The following is a 12,231-nucleotide window of genomic DNA, read 5'->3' as shown; positions in this document are numbered from 1 at the left end:
AGGTTCGTCACCATAGAATCGGTCTCCAGATGCCGAACGATGCCCCATGACCGAGACGACCTACGTATTCGATGCCACCACTGCCACCTTCGAGGCGGAAGTGCTGCAGAAGTCGCTGCAGACGCCGGTCCTGGTGGATTTCTGGGCGACCTGGTGCGAACCGTGCAAGACCCTCGGCCCGATGCTGGAAAAGCTGGCCGGCGAATACAACGGCGCGTTCGAGCTGGCCAAGGTCGACGTGGACAAGGAACAGCAGATCGCGGCGGCCTTCCAGATCCGTTCGGTGCCCACCGTGTTCCTGGTCAAGGGTGGGCAGCTGGTGGACGGCTTCCCCGGCGCCCTGCCGGAAGGCCAGCTGCGTGAATTCCTGGCCCAGCACGGCGTGGTGCCGGCCGATATCGGCGACACCATTGCCGAAGACGAAGCGCCGCTGGACCCGCAGGCACAGGTGGACGTGCTGCGCGCGCAGATCGCCGCCGAGCCGGACAAGGATGAGCTGAAGCTCGACCTGGCCCTGGCCCTGCTGCAGGTCGGCGGCGTGGACGAGGCGGGCACCCTGATCGATGCCCTGCCCGCCAATCTGGCCACCGACGACCGCGCCGTGCGTGGTCGCGCCCGGCTCTCCTTCGCCGCCGCGCTGAAGGATGCCCCGCCCGCCGAGGAGCTGGATGCGCGCATCGCCGCCGACGGCAAGGATCTGCAGGCACGCCACCTGCGGGGTGTGCAGCTGCTGCTGGCCAGCGAGGACGAAGCTGCGCTGGAACAGTTCCTGGAGATGCTGCGGATCGACCGCGGTTTCCAGGAAGGACTGCCGCGCAAGGCCCTGATCGATGCGTTCAACGTCATCGCCGATGAAGACCTGGTCGGCCGTTCGCGGCGCCGGATGGCCTCCCTGCTGTTCTGAACGGCACCGGCATCGTTCAGAATCCCTGCACTGAACGCGGGCAATAATGCCCGCGATGGTGGCCTTGGGGCCGCCACGATCCGTTCGGGGGGATGAGGTCGGGGCCATGGGGTCTTGCTGCTGCGCCCCCGCTTTGCCGGGACAGCTATCCGTGACCGTTGGCCGCTCGTCGTCTTTCATCATGTATTTCCTGCGCGCACTGCTGTGTGCCCTCTGCCTGTTGCCGGCAATCGCCGGCGCGCAGGACTGGAACTACCGGGTCCGCCCCGGCGATACCCTGTGGGATCTCGGCGCGGCCTACCTCAAGCCCAGCATCGGCTGGCAGCAGCTGCAGCAGCACAACCGCATCGACAACCCGTATCGGCTGCCGCCGGGTGAACTGCTGCGCTTCCCGATCAGCTGGCTGCGCGTTGAACCCGCCCCGGCACGGGTACTGGCCGTGCGTGGGCAGGTTGAACTGAACGCGGCCGATGGCAGCAGCAGCCGCGCCGTGCGCGCAGGCGAACTTCTGCACATCGGCGACGCGATCCAGACCAAGGCCGATTCCAGCATCACCCTTGAGTTCGCCGATGCGTCGCGGCTGCAGCTGCGCGAATACTCACGCCTGCGCCTGGACCAGCTCAGCCGCTATGGCCGCACCGGCATGGTCGATACCCGCCTGCGCCTGCAGCAGGGGCGCGCCAGCAACCGGGTCACCCCGGCGCGCGGGCCGGCCTCGCGCTACATCATCGATGCCCCCACGGCCACCAGCAGCGTGCGCGGCACCGTGTTCCGGGTCAGTGCCGGCGATGACGCCCATGCCGGTGCCACCGAGGTACTGGAGGGCAAGGTGCAGGTCGGCAACCCGCATGGCCAGCGTCTGGTGCACCCCGGCCAGGCCAGCCGCAGCGCTGGCAGCGGCACGGCGCCCGAAGCGGTTTCCGGCCTGCTGCCGGCGCCGCGCCTGCATGCCGATTCGACCCGCCTGGGAGCCCTGCCGGTACAGCTCGCGTGGGAGCCGGTGACCGGTGCCGATCATTACCGGGTGGAAGTCGTGCAGGCCGCCACCCCGGAGATCCTGCTGTTTGCCGCCGACACCGCCGATACCCGGCTGGTGATCGGCGAGCTGCCGCCAGGAACGCTTCGCCTGCTGCTGCGCGCGGTGGATGCACAGGGTGTGGAAGGCCTGGATGCCAGCGAGGATTTCGTCCTCGACGACCAGCCTCCACCGCCGCTGACCATTTCCCCGCTGCAGGGACAGGCGGTCAACAGCGACCGTCCCCGCTTCCACTGGAGCCAGGCACCCGGTGCCAGCAGCAGCGTGCTGCAGGTGGCCGATGAGCCGCAGTTCCTGCAGCCGCTGCGCGAGCAGAGCACCGGCGGCACCGACCTGCGCCTGGCCCAGCCGCTGCCTCCCGGCCAGTACTACTGGCGGATCGCCTCGCGTGATGACCAGGGCCACCAGGGGCGCTATGGCCAGGCAATGACGCTGCAACTGACCAATGAGCCCGTGGACCCGGCACTGCAACCGCCGGAAGCAGCCAATGGCGAGCTGACGGTGCGCTGGCAGGCGGGAAGCGACGGGCAGCGCTACCGGGTGCAGGTCGATCGTCGCGGCGACTTCAGCGCGCCGCTGCTCGATACCACCGTCGACCAACCGCAGGTCAGCTTCAAGCGCCCGTGGCGCGGCACGCTGCACATCCGCGTGCAGTACATCGATGACGACGGCCATGCTGGCCCGTTCTCGCCCGCCCAGCAGGTCAAGCTGCCGTGTCGCCTGTGCTACGGCGCCAGCGGTGGTGCCCTGCTGCTGTGGCTGTTGCTGTGAGGCGCTCGCCGCTGCCATGGTCGCGACGGATCCTGCTGGCCCTTCTGGCAGGCGTAGCAACGGCGGTGGTCAGCCATGGCCAGTGGTTGTGGCGGCAGGACGAAAGCGCGTACGACCTGATGGTTGGCAGCTGGGATTACCGCCCCGACCCCAGCGTGCTGATCGTAGCCATCGACGAAGGCAGCCTGCAGCGGCTGGGGCAGTGGCCGTGGCCGCGCTCGATGCATGCCCGCCTGCTGGACCGCTTGACCGACGCCGGTGCCGAGCGCGTCGCACTGGACCTCATGCTGTCCGAGCCCGACCGTCGCGATGCGCGCCAGGATGCCGAGCTGGCAGCGGCGATCCGTCGCAACGGCCGTGTGGTGCTGCCGGTGCTGGCCGCGCCGGCCGCCGGCGACCGCATGGCCGAGGAGATGCTGCCGATCCCGCTGATTGCCGCCAGCGCTGCCGCCATGGGCCACAGCGACGTTGAAGTCGACGGAGATGGCGTCGCCCGCGGGGTCTACCTGCACGCCGGCATCGGCCAGGCGCACTGGCCGGCACTCGGCCTGGCGTTGACCGGCCTGCCGACGCAACGCGCACAGGGCCTGCCCGACCCCGACCCGGCGCTGGAATCGCCTTATCAATGGCGCCGCAATGATTACGTGCGCCTGCGTTATGCCGGGCCACCGGAACGCCTGCCGCAGGTGTCCTACGCCGATGTACTGGAAGGGCGCGTGGATGCCTCGATGCTGCGTGGCAGGCGCATCGTGGTGGGCATGACGGCCAGCGGCATCGCCCTCCGCCTGTTGACACCCACCACCCGCGAATACTGGATGAGCGCCAGCGAGTACCAGGCCAACATCGCCTCGATGCTGTTGCAGGACAAGCAGATCAACGTGTTGCCCCGCGCCTGGCAGGACGCCTTGGGCGGCCTGCTGGTGGCCATGTGCGTGCTGCTGCTCGGGCTGCGCCTGCCCTGGGTGATTGCGCTGTGCTCGCTGCCGGCTGCGCCGCTGCTGAGCTGGCTGCTGCTGCGCACCGGCAGCCTCTGGTGGGCACCGGCCAGCGCCCTGCTCGGCGTCGTGCTGGTGCTGACGGCGTGGGCGACCTGGCGCATCGCCTCCTGGCACCGCCAGGCCAACCGTGATGCGCTGACCGGACTGGGCAACCGCCTGCGCTTCGAACAGTCGCTGCAACAGGAATGCGATGCGGCACGCCGCAGTGGCAAGCCACTGACCCTGGCCCTGATCGACGTCGACCACTTCAAGCACCACAACGATCGTCATGGCCACCAGGTCGGCGATCGCGTGCTGTGCGAAGTGGCCCGCCTGATCCAGGCGCATGCCCGGCGCCCCCGTGACATGGCTGCCCGTTACGGCGGCGACGAATTCGCACTGGTGCTGCCCGACACCCCGGTTGAAGGCGCGCGGCAGGTGATCGAAGACCTGATCTCCTGCATCCGCGCCCTGCCGCCACCCGGCGATGGCACCAGCGACACAGGTGTCACCCTGACCATCGGCGTCTACACCCGTGTGCCTGACGGCGACCTGCAACCGCATCATTTCGTCGAAGGCGCCGACAACGCGCTGTATCGGGCCAAGGACAATGGCCGCGACGGCTATGTGATCGACGGCGGCCCCTAGCACCGTAGCGCCCGGCAGGCTCGGCGGAACCGCTGCGGGCTACAACATACGCATGCGAATGGTTAGACTGTGAACCCCGTCCCCTGCCGGTTCCCGCATGAAAGCCAGCACGTTCCGCTTCGGCATCAACCTGTGGCCACCGTTCCTGTTCACCGGCATCCATGTCACCCGGATCACCCCGGACTACCGGCAGATCGACGTGGAACTGCGCCTGCGCCCCTGGAACCGCAACTACGTCGGCACCCACTTCGGTGGCAGCCTGTTTGCGATGACCGATCCGTTCTGGATGCTGGGCCTGATGCACACCCTGGGCCGTGACTATTACGTCTGGGATCGCGCCGGTGCGATCGATTTCCTCAAGCCCGGTCGCGGCACGGTGCGCACGTCTTTCCGCATCGACGACGCTCTGCTGGATGAACTGCGCACGGCGGCGGCCGGTGGCGAAAAAGTGCTGCGCTGGTTCAGCAATGATGTGGTCGACGAAGCCGGCGAGGTGGTCGCGCAGGTACGCAAGCAAGTCTATGTGCGCCTGAAGCCACACGCACGGTAAAGCGGGCCGGCTGACGCCCGGCTATCCTCTGCAGCCCTGCCATGGAGGCTGCAATGCGCCTTTTGTTCCTTGCTGCGGCACTGACCGCCCTGCCCTTCGCCGCCACTGCACTGGACGTACCGCCGGTACGCTATCCCGCCGTGCCCGCGCAGGCCGCCACGGCCGAGGGATTCGTACCTGCCGGCTGGACGCTGGAATACAGGATCGAAGGCGACCTCGACCAGGACGGGCGCGCAGACCTCGCGCTGGTGCTGCGCCAGCAGGACCCGCGCAACATCATCGAGCACGATGGCTTTGGCCCTTCGCCGTATGACAGCAACCCGCGCATCCTCGCCATCGCCTTCGCGCGACCGTCCGGTTACGTGCTGGCCGCGCAGAACCACACGCTCATTCCACGGCCGGACTCGCCCGTGCTCAGCGATGCGCTGGCCGAAGGCACCGGCGTGTCGATCCAGCGCGGCGCACTGCGGGTTGGGTTGTACTCGTTCTCCAGCGCGGGCAGCTGGTCGATGGGCACCACCACGTTCACGTTCCGCTGGCAGGAAGGCGATTTCGCGCTGATCGGCTACGACCGCGACACGATGATGCGCAATTCCGGGCAGACCGAGGGCCTCAGCGTGAACTACTCCACCGGCAAGGTGAAGCTGACCGAAGGCAGCATGAAGGACGACAAGGAACAGGTGCGCTGGCAGACCCTGCGTGACCGCAAGCACTGGACGCTGGACAGCGTCGGTGATGGCTGGGCGTTCAATCCGCTCGGCGACGGCGGCTGAGCGCGGGTCAATCCGCCCGCAACGGCATCGACAGATACGGGCCTTCGCCTTCGCGCGCAGGTCCGCGCCGCAGCACCTGCAGGTAGCGGCCATCGGCAGACACCTCGGGCGTGCGGGCGTCCGAACGCCATTGCGCCGGCAACCGCGCCAGCGCCTCGTCAGCGGGCCCGGGCTGCTGCCGCAGCCAGCGCTGCGCGCCGAGCAGGCGGATCATCGCCGCCGTATCCTGGCTGCGCGCCGCGTACGGCGCATGGTGCGGCCCGGCGATGGCGCTCAATGTGCATCCCAGCGGATTGGCCACGCAGCCCACATCCCATTGCGGTGGCGCCGGAACAAGGAGCGGGACGTCGGCCGTCAGTGCCTTGGCTGCAGCGGGCCGGCATGCCCAGCCAAAACTGCCGGCGATCCGGGCCAGGGTGTGCTCGCGATCCAGCAGCAGGCGGCTGCCTGCTGTCTGCGTGGACGCCTCGATGGCCGCCTTGTTCATCGCGAATTCGCCCTGCATCGCCTGGCACAGGCTCTGTTCGTCGACGTCCAGTGGCTGCAGCGCCGACTCGCAGGCGGCGGGCAGCGCGTAATCCGGCGATTGCTCGACCAGCATGTCGCCAAGCAGCGCGGCATGGGTCCGCACCACGGCGGCGCCCATCATGCTGTCCACCAGCGTGCTGCCGGTCCGCATCATCCGCCGGCCAAACCGCACCGCGCTGCAGCTGCCCTCGATGGCACCGGCAACATCGCCCTGCAGATAGGCCAATGCCTGTGCACTTGCCCCATCCAGCAGCGGCACATAGGCCGGCAGAGGCATCGGCTCGTTTCCGCTGGGCCGGAACGGGGAATCAAAGCGATCGTAGTCGGCCATCCGGGCCAGTCGCTCGTGCAGGCCGGCATGCCCCGCGTGGGCGTCAGCGAAGCGCTGCGGCTCAGCGCGTACCTGGGCCAGGCAGCCGACCGGCCCGACTGCACAACGACCTGCCCCATCCAGATTCAACGGTGCGTGCCTGGCGGCCAGCACCGACGCATGCGACGCCTGCGTGGGCGTCGTCCGCCAGCGTTGCAGATCTTCGGCCAATGCCGCCTCACGCTGGGCCAGGTCCAGCCCATCGAAGGGCAGCGTCCACAGCAAAGCGAAGCCGTTCCTGCCCTCGCTGCGATGCGCGGCTTCAAGCAGGCGGACATCCTCCTGCTGGGCGGCCGACAACGGCCAGAACCTCGACAGCAGCCATGCCGCGGTGGTGATCAACAGCAGACCCAGCATTGCCCAGCCCAACCACCGCAGCATCCTCAACACAGCATCCCTTCCCCGCATGGCCAGCGCCGCCAACGGGCAGCGTAAACGAGCGGCCGCGACCGCTACAATGCGCGCATGTCGCTCGATGCCCCCGCCCTGGTTCCCCGTCCCTCCCTGCAGCGCCTGTTCCTGACCGGCCTGCTGACCCTGTTGCCGATCTGGCTGACCTGGGTGGTGGTCAAATTCGTGTTCGTGCTGCTGTCGGGCATCTCCAGCCCGCTGGTGGTGCCGCTGTCCGAACAGATCGCGACCAGCTTCCCGCATTACCTCGGCTGGGTCCGCGCCGAATGGATCCAGAACACCATTGCCCTGCTGGCCACCCTGCTGGTGATCCTGGCGGTGGGCGTGGCCAGCCGCCGCGTGGTCGGCCAGCGCCTGCTGCGCTGGGTCGGCGCGGTCATCAAGCGGATTCCGCTGGCCAGCATCATCTATGACAGCGCCAAGAAGCTGCTGGACATGCTGCAGACCGAGCCGGGCAGTACCCAGCGCGTGGTGCTGATCGACTTCCCGCACCGCGATATGAAGTCGGTGGGCCTGGTCACCCGGGTCATCAAGGAACAGGGCACCGACCGCGAACTGGCGGCCGTCTATGTGCCGACCACGCCGAACCCGACCTCGGGCTATCTGGAGATCGTGCCTGTCGAACTGCTCACCCCGACCGACTGGACGGTGGACCAGGCAATGAGCTTCATCATTTCCGGCGGTGCAGTGGCACCAGCCAGCGTTCCGTTCACCCGCGCCGGCGATCGTTCCGGATGAGCGAGGCGTCGCACGCGCGCCCGCTGCAGGACCGCGCGGTCCTGCTGTTCATCGTGCTGGCTGCGTTCTTCTGCGGCAACGCGGTGCTGGCCGAACTGATCGGGGTGAAGATCTTTGCCCTGGAAGACACCCTCGGCATCGACCCGCTGAACTGGAACCTGTTCGGCCAGACCGGCTCGTTGAGCTTCACCGCCGGCACGCTGCTGTGGCCGGTGGTGTTCATCATGACCGACACCATCAACGAATTCTTCGGCAAGCGCGGGGTGCGTTTCATCTCGTGGCTGGCGGTGGTGCTGATCGCCTACGGTTTCCTGTTCGCATTCGCGGCGATCTCGCTGGCACCGGCCAGCTGGTGGGTGACCTCGATGGATGCCCACGGCGTGCCCGATTACCAAGCCGCGTTCGCGGCGGTGTTCGGACAGGGCATGTGGACCATCGCCGGTTCGCTGGTGGCGTTCCTGTTCGGCCAGTTGATCGACGTGGCGGTGTTCCACCGCATCCGCCAGGCAACCGGCGAGCGCCATGTATGGCTGCGTGCTACGGGTTCCACCGCGGTCTCGCAGCTGGTGGACAGCTTCGTGGTGATCTGGATCGCCTTCGTGCTCGGCCCGCAGCACTGGCCGACATCACTGTTCCTGGCAGTGAGCAGCGTCAACTACGTCTACAAGATGGGCTTTGCGATTGCCCTGATTCCGTTGCTGTACCTGATGCGGCGTGCAATCACCCGCTATCTGGGCGAACACCGCGCCGCCGACCTGCGCGCTGCGGCCGCGGCTGACTGAAGCCCCAGCGGCGCGCAAGCTGACTGCGCCCCCACGCTGGCCGTACGCGCGCGGATCGTGCAAGCTCCACGGTCTGTGTTCCACGGAAGCTTCTTGATGCCGTATTCCCCCCGCGTCCTGGCCGCCGCCATCGCCGCGTTGTTCCTGTTCAGCGCCGTTCCGCCGGCCGAAGCAGCGAAGAAGAAGGGCAGCCGCCCCGCCGCCGCGCAGACCCGCCAGGCGGCCAAGCCGAAGGCCCGCGCCGGCACACGTGCCACCACGCCGGCCCGCGGCAGTTCGGCGCGCCGCGCCGCGCCGCGTCCGGTCGCCCCTGCCCGTGCGGTGCCCAAGCAGGTGCAGCTGGAGCGGCTGTACGACGAATACTGGGATGCCTCCATGCGGTTGAACCCGCTGCAGGCCACCTTCCAGGGCGAGCCGCGCTACAACGACCAGCTGCCCAACATCCTTTCCGCCGCCTGGCGCCAGCAATCGCACGACTTCACCACCGAATGGCTGGGCAAGGTCGAGAAGATCGGCAGCGACGGCCTGCAGGGGCAGGACCTGCTCAGCTACGAGATCTTCGTGCGTGATGCCCGCGCATCGCTGGCCGCCGAGCGTTATCCGAGCTGGATGATGCCGATCAGCCAGTACTACAACGTCGGCAGCATCATGGCCATCCTCGGCGCCGGTGCTGGCGCACAGCCGTTCAACACGGCCAAGGACTACGACACCTGGTCGCGACGCTCGCTGGGCATCCCCGACCTGTTCGAGCAGGCCATCGACAACATGCGCCAGGGCATGAAGGCCGGTGTGGTGCAGCCGCGCGACCTGATGGAAAAGGTACTGCCGCAGCTGGACGCGGTGATCAAGCCGAGCGCTGAAGAGAGCATCTTCTGGTCGCCGATCCGGACCATGCCCGAGTCCATCTCCGCCGAAGACAAGGCGCGCATCAGCGCCGAGTACAAGCGCATGATCGAACTGCGCATCATGCCGGCCTACCGCGCCCTGCGCGGCTTCATCGCCACCGAATACCTGCCTGCCACGCGCAGCAGCAGCGGCCTTGGCGCACTTCCCAACGGCCAGGCCTGGTACGCCAACCTGATCGTGCAGACCACCGCCAGCCAGCAGACCGCCGCGCAGCTGCATGCGCTGGGCGAGCAGCGTGTGCAGGAGCTGCAGGCGCAGATCACCACGGTGATGCGCGACGGCAAGCTGCGCAGTTCGCAGGCCAAGCTGCTGCGCAGCATGCGCAACGACCGCCAGTTCCAGTACAGCGATGCCAACGCGCTGCTCAACCGTTACCGGCAGGTGCAGCAGCAGGTCGATGCACGCCTGCCGCAGGTACTGGACACCCTGCCGAAGGCGCCGCTGCAGATCCGTGCAGTGGAACCGGAGCGTGCCATGACCGCCGCCGCAGCCTCCTACCAGCCGTCGCCGCCGGGACAACCCGGCGTGCTGTTCGTCAACACCCGCGACCTGCCCAGCCGCAAGCGCTGGAACGTGCCGGTGCAGTACCTGCATGAAGCCATTCCCGGGCACCATGTGCAGCTGGGCCTGCAACAGGAATTGACCAAGCTGCCGCGCTTCCGCCGCCTCGGCGGTGACCTCGCCTTCGTCGAAGGCTGGGGCCTGTATGCGGAAACCCTGGGCGACGAGCTCGGGGTGTACACCGATCCGTACGACCGCATTGGTTATCTGTATTCGCGCCTGCTGCGCGCCGCGCGCGTAGTCGCCGATACCGGCGTGCATGCGCAGGGCTGGAGCAAGCAGCAGGCTGTGACCTATCTGCAGAAAACCGTGGACATGAGCGCTGACGATGCCAACGCGGAAGTGGAACGGATCATGGCCCAGCCTGGCCAGGCGCTGTCCAACGTCGCCGGCCTGACCACGATCATCGCCCTGCGCGACAAGGCCAAGGCACGCCAGGGCGCTGCGTTCGACCTGCGCCGCTTCCATGCCGAAGTGCTGAAGGACGGTTCGATGCCGCTGGATGTACTGGACCACAAGATCGAACGCTGGCTGGCGCAGCCGGCCGCTGCAACGCCTGCGCCCGCGCCCTGACCGCCACGGAGCTGCCATGCGCCCTGCCGCCCTGCTGTGTGCCACGGTTCTCGCTCTGCTGCCGTCGATAGCGTTGGCAGCGGCACCGCTGGCACCGCCGGATGCGGGCATCGATGGACTGATGCAGGCCTACGACAGCCAGGTGCCGGGCGCGGCGGTGCTGGTGCTGCACGACGGGCAGCCGGTGTTCCGTCGCGGCTACGGCCTGGCCGTGGTTGAAGATGGCAGCGCAGTCACGCCGGCCAGCAACTTCCGCCTGGCCTCGGTCAGCAAGCAGTTCACCGCTGCGGCGGTGCTGTTGCTGGTCGAGGACGGTCGCCTGGCGCTGGACCAGCCCGCGCGGCGCTGGCTGCCGGAGCTGCCGCCCGCCGCTGCCGGCATCACCCTGCGCCAGTTGCTGTCGCACACCAGCGGCCTGCTGGACTACGAAGACCTGATGGACCCGGCCGACACCCGGCAGGTGCACGACGCCGACGTGCTGGCGCTGTTGGCCCGCGAAGATCGACTCGCCTTCGCAGCCGGCAGCCAGTACCGCTACAGCAACAGCGGCTACGCACTGCTGGCGCTGATCGTCGGCCGTGCCGCCGGCAGCGACTTTGCCAGCTTCCTGCAGCAGCGCATTTTCCAGCCGCTGGGCATGGCGCACACCGTCGCCCACCAGGACGGGATCGACCAGGTCGCGCAGCGTGCCTATGGCTACAGCGAAGTTGACGGACGTTGGCAGCGCACCGACCAGAGCACCACCAGCGCTGTGCTCGGCGACGGTGGCATCTACTCCTCGCTGGACGACCTCGCCCGCTGGGACGCAGCCCTGTACGACGACCGCCTGCTGTCGGCCGCATCACGCAAGGCCATGTTCAGCCCGGCCACCGCCACCACCGAAGCGGACGTGCCGCACTACGGCTTCGGCTGGCGCCTGAACGGCCGCATGCACTGGCACAGCGGCGAGAGCATCGGCTTCCGCAACGTGATCCTGCGCTACCCGGACAAGCACCTGACAGTCATCGTGCTGAGCAACCGCAACGCCCCCGAACCCTATCCGCTGGCGCAGAAGATCGCCCAGCGCTGGCTGGACACCCTGCAATGACCACCACGACCACCGGCCTGCTGGGCATCCACCATGCCGCACTGATCTGCAGCGACTACGCCCGCTCGAAAGACTTCTACGTGCGCGTGCTGGGCCTGCGCATACTGGCCGAGAACCACCGCGCGGCACGCGACTCGTGGAAACTGGACCTGGCCCTGCCCGATGGCGGCCAGCTGGAGCTGTTCTCCTTCCCCTCGCCCCCCGCACGGCCCAGCCGCCCCGAAGCCCAGGGCCTGCGCCATCTCGCGTTCCGGGTAGCCGCGCTGGAGCCCTTCATCGAACGCCTGGCCCGCCACGGCGTGAAATGCGAACCGATCCGCGTGGACGAATACACCGGCCGCCGCTTCACCTTCTTCGCCGACCCCGACGACCTGCCGCTGGAGCTGTACGAAGTCGATTGAGCCCCCCGGGGTCAGATCCTTTTTCCGAGGGAAAAGGGATCTGACCCCATCGCCTCCACATGTGTCGACCAAGGTCGACACCTACCAACAGCAGGCCATGCCATTCCGACAGATCGCAGGACTCTGTCGAAGGCGGGGTGGGTCCGGTTGCGGGGGCGTGAGCCGCATGGATGCGGCGACCGAGCTTACATGGACGTACTTGCAGCGTCCCCCGC

11 protein-coding genes are annotated in these 12,231 nt (G+C 68.0%); 10 read left to right on the top strand and 1 reads right to left on the bottom strand.

What is annotated here, in order from left to right; translation table 11 throughout:
- Positions 1-46: 46 nt before the first annotated feature.
- The 5 genes from trxA (at position 47) to TEP_RS05140 (ending at position 5,659) form a co-directional block, all read left to right on the top strand.
- On the top strand, positions 47-904 hold the full coding sequence (gene trxA, locus TEP_RS05160) for a thioredoxin (RefSeq protein WP_132824512.1): 858 nt from the start codon (positions 47-49) through the stop codon (positions 902-904).
- Positions 905-1,010: 106 nt separating this feature from the next.
- Positions 1,011-2,711, top strand: coding sequence for a FecR domain-containing protein (locus TEP_RS05155; protein ID WP_132824511.1), 1,701 nt, complete (start codon positions 1,011-1,013; stop codon positions 2,709-2,711).
- The gene (locus tag TEP_RS05150; protein WP_132824510.1) at positions 2,708-4,336 is read left to right on the top strand and encodes a CHASE2 domain-containing protein; all 1,629 of its coding nucleotides are present in this window, start codon (positions 2,708-2,710) and stop codon (positions 4,334-4,336) included. The genes TEP_RS05155 and TEP_RS05150 overlap by 4 nt, the downstream gene beginning before the upstream one ends.
- Before the next feature lie 97 nt (positions 4,337-4,433).
- Complete coding sequence (locus TEP_RS05145; RefSeq protein ID WP_032975063.1) at positions 4,434-4,886, top strand: DUF4442 domain-containing protein; 453 nt, start codon at positions 4,434-4,436, stop codon at positions 4,884-4,886.
- A 53-nt stretch (positions 4,887-4,939) separates the two neighbouring features.
- Positions 4,940-5,659: a hypothetical protein gene (locus TEP_RS05140; protein ID WP_132824509.1), complete on the top strand. Its 720-nt coding sequence runs from the start codon at positions 4,940-4,942 to the stop codon at positions 5,657-5,659.
- A 7-nt stretch (positions 5,660-5,666) separates the two neighbouring features.
- Here TEP_RS05140 and TEP_RS05135 read toward each other — a convergent pair whose 3' ends face one another.
- Positions 5,667-6,938: a hypothetical protein gene (locus tag TEP_RS05135; RefSeq protein WP_240790632.1), complete on the bottom strand. Its 1,272-nt coding sequence runs from the start codon at positions 6,936-6,938 to the stop codon at positions 5,667-5,669.
- An 84-nt stretch (positions 6,939-7,022) separates the two neighbouring features.
- On the opposite strand from TEP_RS05135, the gene TEP_RS05130 reads away from it, so the two are divergent.
- The 5 genes from TEP_RS05130 to TEP_RS05110 all read left to right on the top strand — a co-directional run bounded on the left by TEP_RS05130 (position 7,023) and on the right by TEP_RS05110 (position 12,016).
- Positions 7,023-7,706, top strand: coding sequence for a DUF502 domain-containing protein (locus TEP_RS05130; RefSeq protein ID WP_132824507.1), 684 nt, complete (start codon positions 7,023-7,025; stop codon positions 7,704-7,706).
- Positions 7,703-8,488, top strand: coding sequence for a queuosine precursor transporter (locus tag TEP_RS05125; protein WP_025879090.1), 786 nt, complete (start codon positions 7,703-7,705; stop codon positions 8,486-8,488). The genes TEP_RS05130 and TEP_RS05125 overlap by 4 nt, the downstream gene beginning before the upstream one ends.
- 96 nt (positions 8,489-8,584) lie before the next feature.
- Positions 8,585-10,528: a DUF885 family protein gene (locus tag TEP_RS05120; RefSeq protein ID WP_132824506.1), complete on the top strand. Its 1,944-nt coding sequence runs from the start codon at positions 8,585-8,587 to the stop codon at positions 10,526-10,528.
- 16 nt (positions 10,529-10,544) lie between these two features.
- Complete coding sequence (locus TEP_RS05115) at positions 10,545-11,615, top strand: serine hydrolase domain-containing protein (RefSeq protein WP_132824505.1); 1,071 nt, start codon at positions 10,545-10,547, stop codon at positions 11,613-11,615.
- Positions 11,612-12,016 carry a VOC family protein gene (locus TEP_RS05110; protein ID WP_132824504.1) on the top strand — a complete coding sequence of 135 codons (405 nt, stop codon included), beginning with the start codon at positions 11,612-11,614 and terminating at the stop codon, positions 12,014-12,016. The genes TEP_RS05115 and TEP_RS05110 overlap by 4 nt, the downstream gene beginning before the upstream one ends.
- The last annotated feature ends 215 nt before the right edge of the window (positions 12,017-12,231 follow it).

The sequence above is a fragment of the Stenotrophomonas sp. TEPEL genome (assembly GCF_004348785.1).
GTDB lineage: Bacteria > Pseudomonadota > Gammaproteobacteria > Xanthomonadales > Xanthomonadaceae > Stenotrophomonas > Stenotrophomonas indicatrix.
This window is presented reverse-complemented; position numbering and strand designations above follow the sequence as displayed.